Below are 16,427 nucleotides of genomic sequence, written 5' to 3'. Positions count from 1 at the left end.
GCTCCGACACGCAGCTTCCGTTCCTTGTCGGTCGTATCCGCCGCTTCCTACCGTGGTGTCAACCCTCAGTCGACACCCCAGGAAGCGGAGGAACCCCTCTGTGCCCGGATCCCGTGTGCCGCGCCGGCGGCGCTTCCTCGTCTGCGAACCCAGACACTTCGCCGTGCAGTACGCGATCAACCCCTGGATGCACCCGGACCGACCCGTCGACACCGGACTCGCCCAGGCCCAGTGGCAGGCGCTGACCGACGCCTACCGCGCCCACGGTCACCTCGTGGAGACCGTGGAACCCGTCCCCGGACTGCCCGACATGGTCTTCGCCGCCAACGCGGCGGTCGTCGTCGGCGGCCGTGTCTTCGGTTCCCTCTTCAAGGCCCCCGAGCGGCGCCCTGAATCCGTGCCCTACGACACCTGGTTCAAGTCGGCCGGGTTCGACGTGTACCGGCCCGAGTCGGTGTGCGAGGGCGAGGGCGACTTCGTGCCGGCCGGCCGCTGGCTGCTCGCCGGCACCGGCTTCCGCACCACCCGGGAGGCCCACCGCGAGGCCCAGGAGTTCCTGGGGGTGCCGGTGATCGGCCTGACCCTGGTCGACCCGTACTTCTACCACCTCGACACGGCGCTGTTCGTCCTCGACGACGACAACATCGCCTACTATCCGCAGGCGTTCTCGCCGGGCAGCCGCGAGGTCCTGGCCCGGCTGTACCCGGACGCGGTGATCGCCACCCAGGAGGACGCCGCGGCCTTCGGCCTCAACTCCGTCTCCGACGGGCGGCACGTGTTCATCTCCCCCGGCGCGACCGCCCTCGCCGACCGCCTCGCGCACCTCGGTTACCTGCCCGTTCCCGTCGACCTGTCCGAGTTCCACAAGGCCGGCGGCGGGATCAAGTGCTGCACCCAGGAGATCCGCTCATGACCGCACCCGCAGACACCCGCACCTCCGACGAGCTGATCCGGGCGGAGGAGCCGGTGCTCGCGCACAACTACCACCCCCTGCCCGTGGTCGTCTCCCGGGCCGAGGGCGCCTGGGTGGAGGACGTCGAGGGCCGCCGCTACCTCGACATGCTGGCGGGCTACTCGGCGCTGAACTTCGGCCACCGCCATCCCGCGCTGATCGAGGCGGCCCGCGACCAGCTCGACCGCCTGACCCTCACGTCCCGGGCCTTCCACAACGACCGGCTCGCCGAGTTCGCCGAGCGGCTGGCGGCGCTCACCGGGCAGGACATGGTGCTGCCCATGAACACCGGCGCCGAGGCGGTGGAGAGCGGCATCAAGGTCGCCCGCAAGTGGGCGTACGAGGTCAAGGGCGTCCCGGCCGACCGGGCGACGATCGTGGTCGCGGCGGGCAACTTCCACGGCCGCACGACGACCGTCGTCGGCTTCTCCACGGACGAGACGGCACGGTCGGGCTTCGGCCCGTTCACGCCCGGATTCCGGATCGTCCCCTACGACGACCTGGCGGCGGTGGAGGCGGCGGTCGACGAGACCACGGCCGCCGTGCTGATCGAGCCGATCCAGGGCGAGGCGGGGGTGATCGTGCCGGGTGAGGGCTACCTCGCCGGGGTGCGGGAGCTGACCCGGCGGGCGGGCTGCCTGTTCGTCGCCGACGAGATCCAGTCGGGTCTGGGCCGCACGGGACGCACGCTCGCCGTCGAGGACGAGGGTGTGGTGCCGGACGTCGTCCTGCTCGGCAAGGCGCTCGGCGGCGGCATCGTCCCGGTGTCGGCGGTCGTGGGCAGCCGGGAGGTGCTCGGTGTGCTGCGGCCGGGCGAGCACGGGTCGACGTTCGGCGGCAATCCGCTGGCGGCGGCGGTCGGCACGGCGGTGGTCGAACTGCTGGAGACGGGCGAGTTCCAGCGCCGGGCCGCCGACCTCGGCGTGGTCCTGCGCGACGGCCTCACCGAGCTGGTCGGCAAGGGCGTGGTGGGCTTCCGTTCCCGGGGCCTGTGGGCCGGCGTCGACGTGGACCCGGCCCTCGGCACCGGCCGCGCGATCAGCGAACGGCTGATGCGGGAGGGGATCCTCGTCAAGGACACCCACGGCTCCACGATCCGGCTGGCGCCGCCGCTCACCGTCACCGAGGACGAACTGCGCGCCGCGCTGGGCTCCCTGGAGAAGGTGCTCGCTTCCTGACGGCACCTGACCGCCGGACCGGCTGAAACCGACTGACCGACCGACTGACGGACGACACGGCCGGACGGCCGACACGGCTGGGGGCGCCCCGCTCGGGGGCGCCCCCAGATGTCGTCGCGGCCCAGAGGCCGTGGCGGCGCAGGTGCCGTCGCCGCCCCGGACGCCGGCGCGGCCCGGTGGCGCGGCTCTGCTCGTGCCGCGGCACCGGGGCTTCTCCTTCGGAGCCGGGCTCGTCCCGGATCACGCCGGGCCCGCGCCCGGGCCGGACGAGCGACGAGCGGCCTCAGTCGTTGGGCCGTGCCGCGCTGATGTCCCCGAGCGCGGAGCCCGGGTCCCGTTCGATGGCCAGGTCGCCGATGGACACGATCCCCACCGGGTGGCCGTGGTCGACGACCGGCACGCGGCGCACGGAGTGCTCGCGCATCAGCTCCACCGCGTGGTCGACCTCCTCGTCGGGGCCGACGGTGAAGAGGTCGCCGCTGCACGCGGAGGCGACCGTCCTCTGCTCCTGGTCGCCGCCCTCCGCCAGCGAGCGGACCACCAGGTCGCGGTCGCTGACCAGGCCGCGCAGTTCGTCGCCCTCGGTGACCAGGACGATCCCGATGTCCTCGTCCCGCATCTTCTGGGCCACCGCCGTGACCGATGCCTGCGGCTCCACCGTCACCAGTCGGCTGGTCATGATGTCGCGTACGTGCTGAGCCATGACGCCTCCCTTCGTCGGATCCTGCGGTGCCGTTCACCGCAACTGCTCCGGCCGGGTACCCGGCCGATGCCGCGCCGCACCTGCGCACCGCACCGCACATCGGCCCCGGCCCGCCCCCGTTCCCCAGGGACCTCCGGCCGTCACACACGGCCGTTGGCCGGTGGAGGATGCGGGTACCCGAGCGGCGACGGCACTTCCCTTGAGGAGATGACTCCCATGCTGCTCATCGGCCTGCTCCTCCTCGCTGCCACGGGCGCCTTCACCGGTCTGGCCATCGCCGGCAACATGTCGGGCGGCCCCCGGTACACGGTGTCGATACTCGGCAACGACATCGTCACGATGAACACCCTCGCGATCTTCAGCACCGGACTCGCGCTCGCCCTGCTCTTCTGCCTCGGCCTGTCCCTGATGGCCGGCGCGGCCACCCACCACCGGCACAACCACCGCGTCGCGCGCTACGGCGGCCGGACCGACACCGGCCCGGCGAGCGGGACGACGCGTCCGGACGACCGGCGCCATCCCTGACGTGCCCCGGGACGCGGCCGTCCGGCACGCGCCCCGGGCGGGGGTCAGTGGTACGCGTGCACCACGGCGTGGCCCTTGCCCCGGCCGATCATCCACCGGTTCACGGGGGTGGTCAGCAGGAAGGCGAGGACCAGGGAGAGGACCAGGGAGATCCAGAAGAGCGCGTCGGCCAGACCGGCGTCCATGGCGCCGGGCACGCCGACCATGACGGTGTTGTCGATCAGCTCCATGACCGCGATGGACACGGTGTCGGCGGCCAGCGCCACCTTGAGCGCCCGCCGTACGGGCAGACCGGCCCGCAGGACACCGCGCATGGTCAGCGCGTAGCCGAAGACGAAGGCCAGCGCGACGGAGACGGCGACGGTGGCGCCGTTGTGCAGTCCGGCGGCCGTCCCGACGACCATGCCGAGCACCTCGCCGATCGCACAGCCGGTGAGGCAGTGCAGCGTGGCCTGCGCGGCCATGCGCCAGGAGGTGGCCCCGAGGGAGGCCGGGTGATGGTGCCCGGCATGCCCGTCATGAGCGTGGTGCCCGTCGTGCTGTGCGTGCTGCCCGTGCTGTCCGTCGTGGCCGGGACCGTGGTGCTCGTGGTGTGCCATCTTCGCTCCCCTGTCGATGCGGCTACGGGAGGAGACAACATCATACCCCCCGGGGGTATTCCGAACCCTTGGCCGCGTGTGCGGCGTCCTCCGGGACGGCGGGTGCGGACAGCCGCCGTCCCGGAGGAGTCAGGGGCCTACCGCCCGGCGAGCGCCTTGCGCATCTCGGCGATCTCCGCCGACTGGGAGGTGATGACCGACTCCGCCAGTGCGGTGGCCGCGCTGTCGGCGCCCTTGTCCCGCTCCGTGCGCGCCATGGCGACGGCACCCGCGTGGTGGTCGACCATCATCCGCAGGAACGCGCGGTCGAAGGCCTTCCCGGAGAGCTTCGCCAGCTCGCTCATGCCGGCGTCCGACATCATCCCGGGCATCGGAGAGGCGGAGTGCCCGGACGCCGCCGAGCCCGAGTGGTCCATGCCGGGCATGCCGGTCATGCCCGTGGCGCCGGCGTCGGCGCTGGGGACGGTCGCACCCCAGGCCTTGAGCCAGCCGGTCATGGCCGCGATCTCCGGGTCCTGGGCCTTCCTGATCCTCGTGGCGAGGTCCTTGACCTGCTGTGACGCGGCGCGCGTCGGCACGAGGGCGGCCATGGCCACCGCCTGCCTGTGGTGCGGGATCATCTCCTGCGCGAACGTCACGTCCTGCGCGTTGTGGCCGCCCCTGCCCGCCGAGGGGGCGGCGGACGGGTGGGCGGTGGAACCGTTCACGGGGGCGGAGTGGGCCGGTGCGGAGGTGCCGCTGCCGCCGCCGCAGGCGGCCAGCACCAGGGCGGCGGTCACGGCCGCGGCCGCGGCGGCGGTGCGCCGGGAACGGAGACGGAATCGGTGGGTCGTCAGGCGAGTCGCCATGGACGTACAGCTCCTTGGAGAACACCCGCGCGCGGGCGCGCGGGAACGACGGATCAGGTGCGGGACCGGAGCACGCCACCCCGAAGCGAGCGGGATGCCGCGCGGGTGCCTCTAGATCCGCAGGAGCTGCAACTCGGCCAGGTCGGGCGGGGCCCGGCCCTCGACGGTCCGGCCGGCCAGGGCGGTGCGGGCCGGGGGCGGCGCGGCGGCGGGGACCGGCGCGGGCAGCAGCGCGGGCGGCGCGTACCCCGTGGCCGTACCGGCGGCCGCGCAGGTGGCGTCCGCGTGGTGCACGGTCGTGCCGCCGCCGGCGTCGGCGCCGGACGCATGCCGGCAGGCGTCGCCGCCGGGGTCCGCGATCACGGTCGTCGCGCTCACGCCGTGCTCCCCCGGCCCGGACGTCTCGCCGCGGCTCACCGTCGCGGCCGCCCCGCCGTGGTCCCCCGTCGCGGGCATCCCACCGCGGTGCCCCGTTGCGGACATCGCCCCGTGGTGCCCCGGCAGGGACGTCCCGCCGTGGCCGCCCGGCGCGGACATCCCGCCCGGCGCCAGCCCGTGCATCGCCAGGATCCCGGCCAGCACGGCCAGGAGGAGCAGCGTCCGGCGGGCACGGTGCTCGGGTGAGCGGGTGCGGGCGCCGGACGTCATGGGCCCATCGTACGGAGGGCAGGCCGCCCGGCGCGGCGCCCCCCTGCCCCGGCGCACCGGGCGGCGCGGGCGCTCACTGCTCCTCCCGCCGCTGCCGGCGGCGCCGCACCAGGTGCCGGACGACGAAGGCGGCGACGAGGACGGCGAGTGCCACGAGGACGTAGACCTCGTACCGCTTGATCGTGTCGTAGACGGCGTTGATGTGGGTCCCCGCGAAGTAGGCGAGGGAGACCCACAGCCCCACCCACAGGGCCGCGCCCAGGGCGTTGAAGGCGAGGAAGCGCAGCCAGTGCATCCCGGTGGTGCCCGCGATGATGCCGTTGGCCTGCCGCAGCCCCTCGATGAAGCGTGCCACCGTGACGATCTTTCCGCCGTGGCGGGTGAAGAACCGCTCGGCCGTCGCGAACCGCTGCGGCGTCAGGAAGATGTACTTGCCCCAGCGGTGCACGAAGGCGCGGCCCCCGAAGTGGCCGATCAGGTAGCCGATGTTGTCACCGACGACCGCGGCGGCGAAGGCGATGAGGCCCACGGCCACCACGTTCAGCTCCCCCGCCCCGGCATACACGCCCGCCGCGATGAGCATCGTCTCGCCCGGCGCGGGGATCCCGAAGTCCTCCACGAGGACGACGCCCCCGACGGCCAGGTAGCCGTAGTGGCTGAGCAGCGGTGCCAGGTGCTCCAGCGGACCCGGAAGCGGAGGAGCCATGGACCCCACCGTACGTCCCCGACGGGCTGTCACTCCCGTTTCAGCGGGTACGCGTCGCCCGCCAGCCAGAGCCGGTCCTTGTGGTCGATGTGGCAGTCGAGGTGTTCCGGAAGGCTGCGCAGGTAGGCCACGGCGGATCCGGTGAACCGGACCCGTCCCCTGCCGAGGTGGGTCATGCCCTCCGGTTCGTCCAGCGCGGCGAGCCAGACGGCCTGTTCGACGTCCACGTCGGCGGTGTACGTCGTGGTGGAGCCGGACTCCTCAGCCAGGGAGGCCATGATGTCCCCGTAGTGGGCGTGGTCGAGGACCGCACGCAGGGCGTCCTCGACGCTCGGCAGCCCGGCGGCCACCTGGTCGGTGCCGAAGGGGTGGTGGGGGCGCACCCGGGCGAACGCGAGCCACGCCCGTCCTCCGGCCACCGGCATGACGTGGCCCACCGGGAAACCACCCGGTTCGCCGTCGTCCACGCAGACGTACACCACCTCACCGAGGTCGTCGTCCCGTTCCTGCTTGAGGAAGAGCTTCCGCCTCTCCAGGAGCTTGGTGACGGACCGGTCGATACGGGAGAGTTTCATCAGCACTCCTCTGGGTTTCCTCCGCACCCGCGGAAGACGTGGAAGACGTGGAAGAGCCGGAAGGCGTGGGCGACGAGGACCTGGCCGACGGCCGGCGTTCCGGCGCCGGCCGCCCGGCCCGCAGGACGCGCAGGCTCACCACCCAGGTCGCCGCGGTGGCGAGGACTCCGCACCCGATGGCGACGGCGGCGGACAGCGCGGTGCGCCCGTCCAGGCCCATGGCCCGCTCGAAGACCGGCGCCGCGCCGGCCGTCAGCACCGGTGCCAGACACAGCGCCGTCAGGTGCAGGCGCCACTCCTCGCCGGCCCAGGTACGCCCCTGACGCGCCGCGCGCCGCCCGCAGACGGCCATGACGGCGTAGGAGAGGGCGTAGGGCACGAGGTAGGCCGCCGACAGCCGCCGTCCACCCGTCCCCCGGGCCAGGCCGGAGTGGACGATCCAGGCCAGCGCCGCGGCCCCGGCCAGGTGGGCCGTGGCCAGCACCGGAAGCGGCGCCCAGGTGCCGGACAGGCCGGGCAGCCTCCTGCGCCGGTCCAGGCCGCGCGAGGCGACGAGCGCGCCGAGGACGGCCACAGACCCCAGGTGGAGGATCGCCACCTGGTTGATCTCGGCCAGGGACAGTCCCGGCAGCAGCCACGGCAGGGCGCCCCATTCCAGCCGCAGCAGGGGTGCGGTCAGCAGGAAGGCGCAGCACAGCAGCATCCACCGCTGGTGCAGGTCGGGACGGCCTCTGGCGGCGGCCAGGATGCCGCAGGTCACGCTCATCACGGTGCCGGCCAGGAGGGTGGCCAGCACGATCCAGAACGCCGCCCCGCTGAAGGCGTCCTCGGGAGCGGTGCGCGCGAGGTACAGTCCGGCACCCGCCATCGAGGCGTACACCGTGACGGCGAAGGCCGCTCCGAGCGCCCGGTGCAGGCGTACGCGCCGCCGTGCCGCCGTCAGCAACTGGGCGGGGCCGAGGAGCATGAGCGCACCGCCGAGCACCGTGTGCACGACCAGCGGCAGCAGACCGTGCCGGTAGGGCCCGGTCCTGGTGGCCACGGCGTCGGCCACGTAACGCGGTGAGACGGCGTGCGACAGCAGCCACTCGCCGAACGCTGGGGCACCGGGACGGGCGTAGGGCCACAGCCCGGTCGCCGCGACCGGCGCGTAGGCCAGGCAGACCGCGGTCACCGTGACCGCGGCGCCGCGGCGCCAGGTGCTGCCCGTCGGACGGCGCACGGCGAACCCCCTCTCCTGGCCGCGGCGCGGCCGGTCGGCGCCCCGCTCCCGATCCCTCCATAGTCCGGATTGGACTGTCCAGGCTGGACCATTGACACGGTAGAGCGGGCCACCGCCCGGGGCAACGGTCCGTCGCGGTCAGGAATCCTCGGCCGGTCCGCGCAGTTCCTCACGGCCGCGCACCCAGGTCCAGAAGTCGACCATCATCTGCTCGTAGCGGATGCCGAACTCCAGCGCCTCCCGCTGCCCCGGCGCCAGCAACTCGCCCACTTCCTCGGCGAGTTCGGCGTACGAGCGCAGGGTGCGCCGGTGCTCGTCCAGCTGGACCGGGGCCAGCACCCGCGGCCGCGCCCCGAACCACAGCTTGAGGATGCCGCGCTCCCTGGCCTCCACCGGTTCGAACTCCGGGTCGCCGAGCCACTCCCGCAGGGCGGTGCGGCCGTGCTCGGTCAGGGCGAGCACCCTGCGGTTGCGCCCGCTCTCCTGCCGTACCTGCTCCAGCAGCCCCGCCTCCAGCAGACGGTCGCACTGCGCGTACACCTGCGCGTGCGGCACCGACCAGAACGGCGCCACCGTCCGCGCCGCCTGCACCTTGACGTCGTAGGCACTGGCCTCGCCCAGTTCGTCGATGATCCCGAGCACGAGGAAGGAGGAGGTCGTCAACCGCACGTCAGCCATGGGGCGACGCTACCGCCCCGCTCGCGGGCGGCGGGACCGTGATGGGAGGGCGGTCGGGGCGGGCGAGGAGTCGGCGGGAAACGGAGGGGGCATGGCTGTACAAGACACCGGAGTGAGGGGCGAGTCGTGTTCTACCACCTGCTGAAACACGTGCTGCTGGGCCCGCTGCTGAGGCTGTTCTTCCGGCCGCGCATCGAAGGACTGGAGCACGTGCCCCGGTCCGGTCCCGCCATCGTGGCGGGCAATCACCTGTCGTTCTCGGACCACTTCCTGATGCCGGCGGTGCTCCGGCGGCGCATCACCTTCCTGGCCAAGGCCGAGTACTTCACCGGTCCCGGCCTCAAGGGACGGCTCACCGCCGCCTTCTTCCGCAGCGCCGGGCAGATCCCGGTCGACCGGTCGGGCAGGGAAGCGGGCCGGGCCGCCGTCCGGGAGGGCCTCGGGGTGCTCCGCAGGGGCGAACTCCTCGGCATCTACCCGGAGGGCACCCGGTCGCACGACGGCCGCCTGTACAAGGGCAAGGTGGGCGTCGCGGTGATGGCGCTCGAGGCGGGGGTGCCGGTGGTCCCGTGCGCGATGATCGGCACGTTCGAGGCCCAGCCGCCCGGCCGGGTCGTCCCGCGCGTCCACCCCGTCGTGATCCGCTTCGGCGAGCCGCTCGACTTCTCCCGCTACGCCGGCATGGAGGGGGAGAAGGCGGTCCTGCGCGCCGTCACCGACGAGATCATGTACGCCATCCTGTCGCTGTCCGGGCAGGAGTACGTGGACCGGTACGCGGCCGACGCCAAGGCCGAGCAGAGCGCGGCACAGGGCGGCCGGGACCGCAGGTTCCCGCGGGCGCCGCTGACCTGACCGGCGGCGGCACGGCGAAGGGGCGGCGGTGCCGCCGTACGGCGAAGGGACGGCCGGCGGCTGCGGCACGGCGAAGGGGCGGCCGGGAGATCCGGCCGCCCCTCACCTCGTGTGCCGGGTCCCTAGGGCTTCGGCGTCGCGTGCGGACCGCAGGTCACGTCCGCCCCGTCCACCTCGCCGGTGAGCAGGTAGGCGTCCACCCGGCTGTTGATGCACGGGTTGACCAGGCCGGTCACACCGTGGGAGCCCGCGTCCTTCTCGGTGATCAGGCGCGAACCCTTGAAGCGCTGGTGCAGCTCGACGGCGCCCGGGTACGGGGTGGCGGCGTCGCGCGTGGACTGCACGATCAGGACCGGCGGCAGCCCCTTGCCGGTCTTGACGTCCAGCGGGGTCCGCTGCTTGACCGGCCAGGTGGCGCACGGCAGGTTCATCCAGGCGTTGGACCAGGTCAGGAACGGGTACTTCGCGTTGAGCCGGGTGTTGTCCCGGTCCCACTTGTGCCAGCTGGTGGGCCACTTGGCGTCGGCGCACTCGACCGCGGTGTACACCGCGTTGCCGTTCTCCGTGGAGATGTTGCCCGCGGTGTCCGACATGTCGGGGGCGGCGGCGTCGATCAGCGGCTGGGGGTCACCGGCGAAGTACTTGCTGAACGCCGTGGCCACCGGCACCCAGGAGGAGTCGTAGTAGGGGGCGGTCTGGAAGAAGCCGAGCAGCTCGGCCGGGCCGACGACCCCGCCGATCGGGTTCTTCTTCGCGGTGGCGCGCAGCTGGAGCCACTTGGCCTGGACGGCGTCCCGGGTGGTGCCCAGGTGGAAGCTGGCGTCGTTCTTGGCGACCCAGTCCTGCCAGTCCTTCCAGCGGCCCTCGAAGGCGATGTCCTGGTTGAGGTTGGCCTCGTACCAGATGTTCTCCCGGGCCGGGTTGACGACGCTGTCGACGAGCATCCGGCGCACGTGGCCGGGGAACAGCGTGCCGTAGACGGCGCCGAGGTAGGTGCCGTAGGAGACACCCAGGTAGTTGATCTTCTTCTCGCCGAGCGCGGCGCGGATGACGTCCAGGTCGCGGGCGGTGTTCGGCGTGGTCATCTGCTCGAGCATCACGCGGCCGGTGCGCTCGTAGCAGCCTTCGGCGTACTCACGGGCCAGCTTGCGCTGGGCCAGCTTGTCGGCCTCGGAGTCGGGCACCGGGTCCGGCTTGGGCGCCTTGACGTACTCCTGCGGGTCCGCGCAGGAGATGGGCGTGGAGCGGCCGACGCCGCGCGGGTCGAAACCGACGAAGTCGTAGGCCTTCGCCACGTTGGCCCAGACGGGGTTCTTGGAGGTGACCCGGGCCGGGAAGCGCAGGCCGGAGCCGCCCGGACCACCCGGGTTGTAGATGAGGGCGCCCTGGCGCTCGCCCTTGGTGCCGGTGTTGCCGATCCGGTCGACGGCGAGCTTGATCTGCTTGCCGTACGGGTGGGCGTAGTCGAGCGGAACCGAGACGTAGCCGCACTGGATCGGCTTGGCGAGCCCCCAGTCGGCGGGGCAGTCCTGCCAGTCGATGCCGGCCCTGGCGGCGCGGTCCGCGGCGACGGCCGCGCCGCGGGCCTCGCGGTCCTGGCCGTGACGGCTGTCCGCGCTGGCCGCGGGGGCCGCCACGGCGCCGGCTATCAGGGTCGCCGTGACCAGCGCACCGGCCGAACCGAGCGCCACAGCGCGGTTCTTCGGTCTCATAGCCCTCAAGTGGGACCTCCCCGTACATCGTTGCGAATTGGGTACGGGGGATCCTTCCGGCTGTGAGGCGCCTGAGAACAGGGGTCGTTGACCTTCTTTGCCAATCCGATAACCGGCGTACGGTGTTCCGCTCAGCGGAGACGGGCGGGGGACTCAGCCGCGGCCGGGCGATCGGGACCGGGGCGGCGGTATGGCCAGGGTCGCGTCGCGGGGTCCGGAGGCGGCTCTGGTGCCTCCAGGGGCGGGGCCGCGGGATCCGGGGCCGGCCGACGGGGGCGCGGGCCGAGGACCGGCCGGCCGCAGGGCCGGCGGGACGGAGGGCCGGGATGCCGGGCGGGCAGGAGGCCGGGCGGGCAGGAGGCCGGTCCGGGAGCAGCTCAGGGGCGCTTCCGGGGGGCGCTCAGGGCGCGCAGCGGCGCGCAGACCCGCGCGCGGCGTGCCGGTCGAGCGCCCGTCTCAGCTCCTCCAGTTCGGTGCCGGACAGGGCGCCGCCCTGGGCGAACTTCAGGATGTGCTCGGCGACCGTACGCACTTTCGTGTTCGTGCGCTGCGAGACCTCGCGCAGGACCCGCCAGGCGCTCTTCGGGGGGACGCGCCCGACGGCCACCAGGGCCCCGATGGCCTGGTCGATGACGGCGTGCGAGGTGAGGGCGCGCTGCAGCTGCTCGTTCTCCTCGTGCAGCCGCTCGTGCTCCGCCACCAGGTCGGTGACGGACAGCGGCTGGAGCGGATGCCGCCTGGACATCGCGAAGAACGCCATGGAGATCCCCTGGGTCGTCGAGCGGCCACAGTTCCGACTCCAGCTTGCTCCATGAGGGCCGCGCGCACGACCGGAGCGCCGGCACGGGCTTCCCGGCGCCGCGGGCCGGCCCCGCAGCTGCGGCGGCGGGGCCGAAACGGTCCAAATGACGTACCGCCTTTCGGCGTAGGAAAACATCGGTCTTCCAGGGCCGTTCGGGTTGCGCGGCGCGTCTGCCCGGATGGCGGAACGGATTCTTCCGCTGCTGGTCCGGGGCTCGCCCGAGGAGGGGACAGCCGTTCGAGCGCAGGGGTGTCCACCCGAACGGGCGAGCGGTGAGTAACAACACAAACCTCCGGTTCCGTTGGGATTTTCGGACATCCATAGGTGAAGATCCCTGTCTGACGACAAGCCCCCGCCACAACGGCGGGGCGGTCCGGGCGGACGCCGAGTCCTGCCGCCGCCCGGATGACCGGTCGACAGGAGTGGATCGGCAGGAGTGGAGGACCCAAGCACGACGGGTCGCCGGAACGGTCACGCCATGGCCGGACCGAGCTGCCCTTGGGGTGAAGCCGCGCGCCGCGCGGCCGGGCTACTTCGCCAGCCCGAATCCGACAGGTCATCCTTCACAGGCGGCTGACGAAGGGTTGCGCATGACTGCGCTCAATCGTGTCCCGTCGCTCATGGCCAGGGCCGGCACGGCCTCGGCCCTGACCCTCGCCGCCGTCGGCGGCTCGATCGTGGTGCCCGGCGTCGCCTCCGACGCCTCGGCCGCGACCATGGCGACGAAGGCCCTGCAGATCGCGGCGTCCAAGAAGGGCTCCCCCTACCAGTGGGGGGCCACGGGCCCCCGCAGGTTCGACTGCTCCGGGCTCACGCTGTACTCCTTCAAGAGGGCGGGCAAGAAGCTGCCCCGCACGGCCGCGCAGCAGTACAACAAGTCGCGGCACATCTCCTCGAAGAGCCGCCGGGCCGGGGACCTGGTGTTCTTCCACTCGGGGTCGTACGTCTACCACGTCGGCATCTACGCCGGCTCGGGCAAGATCTGGCACGCGCCGAAGACCGGGGACGTGGTGAAGCTGGAGAAGATCTGGACGAGGAGCGTCTGGTACGGCCGGGTCAGCTGACGCGCCCGGGGGTGCCGGCAGCGCCGCGGAGCGCCGTCGGCACCCCCGGGCGGCGCACACGCCCGACGGGCCCCGCCCACGGGCGCGAACGCGGCGCGGACGGCCTGACGGCCGACGGCTGACGGCCGACGGCCGACGGCCGAGTACACCGCCGCGGCGGCCGTGCCGCGCGTGAGAGGACGGGGCCCAGGGCTCCGGCAGGCGGCCTAGGACTGGCGCAGGCCCGGTGCCGTGACCGGGTGGGTGTGCACCGGCCACGGCAGGTCCACGCCGACCGTCTTGCCGCCCTCGCGGGTGGGCCGCACGGTCACCCTGCCGCCGCACTCGGCGGTGAGCCAACGGATGATCACCATGCCCCGGCCGTTGTCCTGCTGGACGGCGGCCGGCAGGCGTCTGGGGAACCGCGGGTGGCTGTCGGTGACCCCGATGCGCAGCTGTTCGTGGCGGTCCAGGACGAGATCCACCCTGAAGGTGGGCGACTGGCCGAGGGTGTGCTGTACCGCGTTGGTGGCCAGTTCCGAGACGATGAGCCGCACGGTGTCGGCGGTGTCCGTGTCCGACGGCAGTCCCCACTCCGCCAGCGTGCCGACCGCGTAGGTACGGGCGGCCGCCACCGAGGCGGGATCGCTCGGCAGGGTGACGGATGCTTCCAGGTGGTCTGCCATGGCGACGTCGTCCCTTTCCCGCGGGACCGCGGTCGGACACGGAGCGGATGGTTTCCAGTACGGTCCCGGACTGGTGCTTCGCCGTCAGAGTGCCACCGCCGGGCGGGTCACGGGCGGCGATCCGCCAAGATGTGCATATATCTGTCCCTCGAAGCGGTGAACTCCGCGACGGCAGACCGCATGTGACGCCCGTCCGGGAAGAAGTGAGGAGCCGGTTCCATGCAGCACGGTCCCGCGGTGCGCCGCCGCAAGCTCGGCGCCGAACTGCGCGCGCTGCGCAGCGATGCGGGTCTCACCAGTGGCGAGGCGGCCCGGCTCCTGGGCTGGCACCAGTCGAAGGTGAGCCGGATCGAGACGGGCGCCAGTGGCGTGAAACCCGCCGACGTGCGGTCACTGCTGGACGCGTACGCGGTCCGCGACGCCCAGCTGCGGGACCTGCTGATGATGCTGGCCGGCTCCGACGACGGTGACGGCAGGCACCACTGGTGGCACGCCTACCGCGGGGTCCTGCCGCCGACGTACCGGGACTTCATCAGCCTGGAGTCGCAGGCGAGCGCGATGCGCACGCTGGAGACGACGGTCGTCCCGGGGCTGCTGCAGACACCGGAGTACGCCCGCGCGGTGACCCGGGCCGCCGTGGACGGGCTCGACGACGACCGGCTGGACGCGCTGGTGGAGGTACGGCTGGCCCGCCAGGCCGTGCTGCGCGGCGACCCGCCGCTGAGACTGGAGGCGGTGCTGGACGAGGCGGTGCTGCGCCGGGAGGTCGGCGGCCCCGAGATCATGGCACGGCAGCTCGAGCGGCTGTCGGAGGCCGCGCGGCTGCCCCAAGTGTCGCTGCGCGTCCTGCCGTTCGCCGCGGGGGCGCATATCGGCCTCACCGGCCCTTTCGTCATCTTCTCATTTAAGAACACTTCTGATCTGGATGTGGTCGTTCTTGACCACTTGACGAGTAGCCTCCATCTGGAGCGGAAAGAAGACCTGGAGGCCTACACCGAGGCCTTCGACACCCTTCGGTTCCACGCGCTGTCGATCGAGGACTCGTTGGCCTTCATCGCCGGGATGCACCGGGGCAGGTGACGGCGCGCCAACGGGTCACACCTCGTCGGACGTCAAGGAGGCACCATGTCCGCTCTGCCTCGTCACGTACCTTCCGCGACCGGTCTGTCCGGCGTGCGGTGGCTGCGCAGCAGCTACAGCACGGGAGCGAACAACTGCGTCGAGACAGCCCGGCCGGCCGCGCCGCCGTACGCCGGACTGCTCGCCGTGCGCGACTCCAAGAACCCGGCCGGGCCCGCACTGCTCTTCTCCCCGGGGAGCTGGACGCGGTTCACGGCCGCGGTGCGCCACCTCTGAGGTTCTCGCGGCACCGTCCCGGGCGTGTCCCGGACCCCCGCCGTCACCGGCGGCGCACGGCCGTGTCCCGCCGGCTCACGGTCGCGCCCCGCCCTCTCGTGGCCGGGTCTGCCCGATCACTCGTACAGCACGTTCGATCTGCGCCGCGGACAGGTCCGCGCGGGCGGTCAGCCTGAGCCGTGAGACGCCGTCGGGCACGGAAGGAGGACGGAAACAGCCCACGGCCAGGCCCGCCGCACGGCAGTCGGCCGCCCACCGCACGGCGTCCCCCGGGGAGGGCGCGCGCACGGAGACCACCGCCGCGTCCGGGCGCACCGCCCGCAGTCCGGCGGCGGTCAGGCGCGCGTGCAGTTCGGCCGCCACCGCCCGCGCCCGCGCCGCGCGCTCCGGTTCACGGCGCAGCAGGCGCAGGGCGGCCAGGGCCGCGCCCGCAGCCGCGGGGGCGAGTCCGGTGTCGAAGATGAAGGTCCGGGCCGTGTTGAGCAGATGGTCGATCACCCGGGCCGGTCCGAGCACCGCTCCGCCCTGGCTTCCCAGGGACTTGGACAGCGTGACGGTGACGACCACGTCGTCCGCGCCCGCGAGCCCGGCCGCGTGGGGGGCTCCCCGGCCGCCGGCGCCGAGGACGCCGAAACCGTGCGCGTCGTCGGCGACCAGGCCCGCGCCGTGTTCCCGGCAGACCTCGGCGAGGCGGCCGAGCGGGGCCGCGTCGCCGTCCACGGAGAACACCGTGTCGGAGACGAGGACGGCCTGACCCGCGTGCGTGCCGAGCGCCTTGCGCACGGCGTCCGGGTCCGCGTGGGCGACGACCTGCGTGGTGGCGCGGGCCAGCCGGCAGCCGTCGATGAGCGAGGCGTGGTTGCCCGCGTCCGAGACGACGAGCGAACCGTGCGGGGCGAGCGCGGTGACCGCGGCGAGGTTGGCCGCGTACCCGGAGGAGAAGACCAGGGCCGCCTCGGCACCGCAGAACTCCGCCATTTCCGACTCCAGTTCGCGGTGGAGTGCGGTGGTGCCGGTGACCAGGCGGGAGCCGGTCGCGCCGCCGCCCCAGGTGCGGGCCGCGTCCGCCGCGGCCTCGGTGACCTCCCGGTGGCGGGCCAGGCCCAGGTAGTCGTTGCTCGCCAGGTCCAGCAGGGGCGAGTCGGCCGGGCGGGTCCGCAGCGTCCGTACGAGCCCGGCGCGGCGGCGCGCGTCCGCCTGCTCGTCGATCCAGCCGAACGCCATGGCTCCTCCGGGACTTTTGTAGGCAGTGGACAGACACTAGCCGCAGGACACGCCCCGCATGATGTGGCAATACCCACACGTCGAACCGTCTCTGTTGTGCAAACTCTCCTTGGCCCCG

The 16,427-nt window shown here is 73.1% G+C and carries 19 protein-coding genes and 1 riboswitch; of the genes, 7 read left to right on the top strand and 12 right to left on the bottom strand.

Annotated elements, in window-relative coordinates:
* The first annotated feature begins 100 nt into the window (after nt 1-100).
* Both ddaH and rocD read left to right on the top strand, forming a co-directional pair.
* The gene (ddaH, locus tag IG64_RS16450; RefSeq protein ID WP_037856636.1) at nt 101-913 is read left to right on the top strand and encodes a dimethylargininase; all 813 of its coding nucleotides are present in this window, start codon (nt 101-103) and stop codon (nt 911-913) included.
* Nucleotides 910-2,130: an ornithine--oxo-acid transaminase gene (rocD, locus tag IG64_RS16445; protein ID WP_037856634.1), complete on the top strand. Its 1,221-nt coding sequence runs from the start codon at nt 910-912 to the stop codon at nt 2,128-2,130. The genes ddaH and rocD overlap by 4 nt, the downstream gene beginning before the upstream one ends.
* A gap of 283 nt (nt 2,131-2,413) precedes the next feature.
* On the opposite strand, the gene IG64_RS16440 is transcribed toward rocD, so the two are convergent.
* Nucleotides 2,414-2,833, bottom strand: coding sequence for a CBS domain-containing protein (locus tag IG64_RS16440; RefSeq protein WP_037856633.1), 420 nt, complete (start codon nt 2,831-2,833; stop codon nt 2,414-2,416).
* A gap of 207 nt (nt 2,834-3,040) precedes the next feature.
* On the opposite strand from IG64_RS16440, the gene IG64_RS16435 reads away from it, so the two are divergent.
* Nucleotides 3,041-3,358: a hypothetical protein gene (locus IG64_RS16435; protein WP_420709933.1), complete on the top strand. Its 318-nt coding sequence runs from the start codon at nt 3,041-3,043 to the stop codon at nt 3,356-3,358.
* A 44-nt stretch (nt 3,359-3,402) separates the two neighbouring features.
* Here the strand turns inward: IG64_RS16435 and IG64_RS16430 are convergent, their stop codons facing one another.
* The 7 genes from IG64_RS16430 to IG64_RS16400 form a co-directional block, all read right to left on the bottom strand.
* On the bottom strand, nt 3,403-3,957 hold the full coding sequence (locus IG64_RS16430) for a DUF4396 domain-containing protein (protein ID WP_037856628.1): 555 nt from the start codon (nt 3,955-3,957) through the stop codon (nt 3,403-3,405).
* 137 nt (nt 3,958-4,094) lie between these two features.
* The gene (locus IG64_RS16425) at nt 4,095-4,805 is read right to left on the bottom strand and encodes a DUF305 domain-containing protein (protein ID WP_051812974.1); all 711 of its coding nucleotides are present in this window, start codon (nt 4,803-4,805) and stop codon (nt 4,095-4,097) included.
* A gap of 111 nt (nt 4,806-4,916) precedes the next feature.
* Nucleotides 4,917-5,453 (bottom strand): DUF6153 family protein, encoded by a 537-nt coding sequence (locus tag IG64_RS16420; protein ID WP_037856626.1) that lies wholly within the window; start codon nt 5,451-5,453, stop codon nt 4,917-4,919.
* 73 nt (nt 5,454-5,526) lie between these two features.
* Nucleotides 5,527-6,159 carry a DedA family protein gene (locus tag IG64_RS16415; protein WP_037856622.1) on the bottom strand — a complete coding sequence of 211 codons (633 nt, stop codon included), beginning with the start codon at nt 6,157-6,159 and terminating at the stop codon, nt 5,527-5,529.
* A gap of 29 nt (nt 6,160-6,188) precedes the next feature.
* Complete coding sequence (locus tag IG64_RS16410) at nt 6,189-6,734, bottom strand: hypothetical protein (protein ID WP_037856620.1); 546 nt, start codon at nt 6,732-6,734, stop codon at nt 6,189-6,191.
* Nucleotides 6,643-7,956, bottom strand: coding sequence for a DUF2306 domain-containing protein (locus IG64_RS16405; protein ID WP_078884041.1), 1,314 nt, complete (start codon nt 7,954-7,956; stop codon nt 6,643-6,645). The genes IG64_RS16410 and IG64_RS16405 overlap by 92 nt, the downstream gene beginning before the upstream one ends.
* 138 nt (nt 7,957-8,094) lie before the next feature.
* Nucleotides 8,095-8,634 (bottom strand): PadR family transcriptional regulator, encoded by a 540-nt coding sequence (locus tag IG64_RS16400; RefSeq protein ID WP_037856619.1) that lies wholly within the window; start codon nt 8,632-8,634, stop codon nt 8,095-8,097.
* A gap of 126 nt (nt 8,635-8,760) precedes the next feature.
* Between IG64_RS16400 and IG64_RS16395 the strand changes: the two genes are divergently transcribed.
* On the top strand, nt 8,761-9,486 hold the full coding sequence (locus IG64_RS16395; protein ID WP_037856616.1) for a lysophospholipid acyltransferase family protein: 726 nt from the start codon (nt 8,761-8,763) through the stop codon (nt 9,484-9,486).
* Between the two features lie 122 nt (nt 9,487-9,608).
* Here IG64_RS16395 and IG64_RS16390 read toward each other — a convergent pair whose 3' ends face one another.
* A complete protein-coding gene (locus IG64_RS16390; RefSeq protein WP_037856612.1) occupies nt 9,609-11,198 on the bottom strand; it encodes an alpha/beta hydrolase in 1,590 nt (529 codons plus the stop codon).
* 400 nt (nt 11,199-11,598) lie between these two features.
* A complete protein-coding gene (locus IG64_RS16385; protein WP_037856611.1) occupies nt 11,599-11,958 on the bottom strand; it encodes an ANTAR domain-containing protein in 360 nt (119 codons plus the stop codon).
* A gap of 414 nt (nt 11,959-12,372) precedes the next feature.
* A riboswitch (cyclic di-AMP (ydaO/yuaA leader) is annotated at nt 12,373-12,587 on the top strand.
* A 3-nt stretch (nt 12,588-12,590) separates the two neighbouring features.
* On the opposite strand from IG64_RS16385, the gene IG64_RS16380 reads away from it, so the two are divergent.
* The gene (locus tag IG64_RS16380) at nt 12,591-13,064 is read left to right on the top strand and encodes a C40 family peptidase (RefSeq protein ID WP_037856608.1); all 474 of its coding nucleotides are present in this window, start codon (nt 12,591-12,593) and stop codon (nt 13,062-13,064) included.
* A 206-nt stretch (nt 13,065-13,270) separates the two neighbouring features.
* Here the strand turns inward: IG64_RS16380 and IG64_RS16375 are convergent, their stop codons facing one another.
* On the bottom strand, nt 13,271-13,729 hold the full coding sequence (locus IG64_RS16375) for an ATP-binding protein (protein ID WP_037856606.1): 459 nt from the start codon (nt 13,727-13,729) through the stop codon (nt 13,271-13,273).
* 219 nt (nt 13,730-13,948) lie between these two features.
* Here IG64_RS16375 and IG64_RS16370 point away from each other — a divergent pair, with 219 nt between their 5' ends.
* Both IG64_RS16370 and IG64_RS16365 read left to right on the top strand, forming a co-directional pair.
* Complete coding sequence (locus tag IG64_RS16370; RefSeq protein ID WP_037856604.1) at nt 13,949-14,809, top strand: helix-turn-helix domain-containing protein; 861 nt, start codon at nt 13,949-13,951, stop codon at nt 14,807-14,809.
* A gap of 45 nt (nt 14,810-14,854) precedes the next feature.
* Entirely contained in the window at nt 14,855-15,085 is a 231-nt protein-coding gene (locus IG64_RS16365; protein ID WP_037856603.1) for a DUF397 domain-containing protein, read from the top strand.
* Nucleotides 15,086-15,160: 75 nt separating this feature from the next.
* On the opposite strand, the gene IG64_RS16360 is transcribed toward IG64_RS16365, so the two are convergent.
* Complete coding sequence (locus IG64_RS16360) at nt 15,161-16,309, bottom strand: 8-amino-7-oxononanoate synthase (RefSeq protein WP_037856601.1); 1,149 nt, start codon at nt 16,307-16,309, stop codon at nt 15,161-15,163.
* Nucleotides 16,310-16,427 lie beyond the last annotated feature (118 nt).

Origin of the sequence: Streptomyces sp. NRRL S-340, from assembly GCF_000720185.1 — a bacterium.
In the GTDB taxonomy this organism is placed as follows: Bacteria; Actinomycetota; Actinomycetes; order Streptomycetales; family Streptomycetaceae; genus Streptomyces.
The sequence above is the reverse complement of the archived record's forward strand: the minus strand, read 5'-3'. Positions and strand labels throughout refer to the sequence as shown.

Excerpts from the sequence above, each read along its gene's own strand:
- rocD (WP_037856634.1), top strand. The coding sequence starts at position 910 with ATGACCGCACCCGCAGACACCCGCACCTCCGACGAGCTGATCCGGGCG.
- IG64_RS16440 (WP_037856633.1), bottom strand. The coding sequence starts at position 2,833 with ATGGCTCAGCACGTACGCGACATCATGACCAGCCGACTGGTGACGGTG.
- IG64_RS16435 (WP_420709933.1), top strand. The coding sequence starts at position 3,041 with ATGACTCCCATGCTGCTCATCGGCCTGCTCCTCCTCGCTGCCACGGGC.
- IG64_RS16430 (WP_037856628.1), bottom strand. The coding sequence starts at position 3,957 with ATGGCACACCACGAGCACCACGGTCCCGGCCACGACGGACAGCACGGG.
- IG64_RS16425 (WP_051812974.1), bottom strand. The coding sequence starts at position 4,805 with ATGGCGACTCGCCTGACGACCCACCGATTCCGTCTCCGTTCCCGGCGC.
- IG64_RS16420 (WP_037856626.1), bottom strand. The coding sequence starts at position 5,453 with ATGACGTCCGGCGCCCGCACCCGCTCACCCGAGCACCGTGCCCGCCGG.
- IG64_RS16415 (WP_037856622.1), bottom strand. The coding sequence starts at position 6,159 with ATGGCTCCTCCGCTTCCGGGTCCGCTGGAGCACCTGGCACCGCTGCTC.
- IG64_RS16410 (WP_037856620.1), bottom strand. The coding sequence starts at position 6,734 with ATGAAACTCTCCCGTATCGACCGGTCCGTCACCAAGCTCCTGGAGAGG.
- IG64_RS16400 (WP_037856619.1), bottom strand. The coding sequence starts at position 8,634 with ATGGCTGACGTGCGGTTGACGACCTCCTCCTTCCTCGTGCTCGGGATC.
- IG64_RS16390 (WP_037856612.1), bottom strand. The coding sequence starts at position 11,198 with ATGAGACCGAAGAACCGCGCTGTGGCGCTCGGTTCGGCCGGTGCGCTG.
- IG64_RS16385 (WP_037856611.1), bottom strand. The coding sequence starts at position 11,958 with ATGGCGTTCTTCGCGATGTCCAGGCGGCATCCGCTCCAGCCGCTGTCC.
- IG64_RS16380 (WP_037856608.1), top strand. The coding sequence starts at position 12,591 with ATGACTGCGCTCAATCGTGTCCCGTCGCTCATGGCCAGGGCCGGCACG.
- IG64_RS16375 (WP_037856606.1), bottom strand. The coding sequence starts at position 13,729 with ATGGCAGACCACCTGGAAGCATCCGTCACCCTGCCGAGCGATCCCGCC.
- IG64_RS16370 (WP_037856604.1), top strand. The coding sequence starts at position 13,949 with ATGCAGCACGGTCCCGCGGTGCGCCGCCGCAAGCTCGGCGCCGAACTG.
- IG64_RS16365 (WP_037856603.1), top strand. The coding sequence starts at position 14,855 with ATGTCCGCTCTGCCTCGTCACGTACCTTCCGCGACCGGTCTGTCCGGC.
- IG64_RS16360 (WP_037856601.1), bottom strand. The coding sequence starts at position 16,309 with ATGGCGTTCGGCTGGATCGACGAGCAGGCGGACGCGCGCCGCCGCGCC.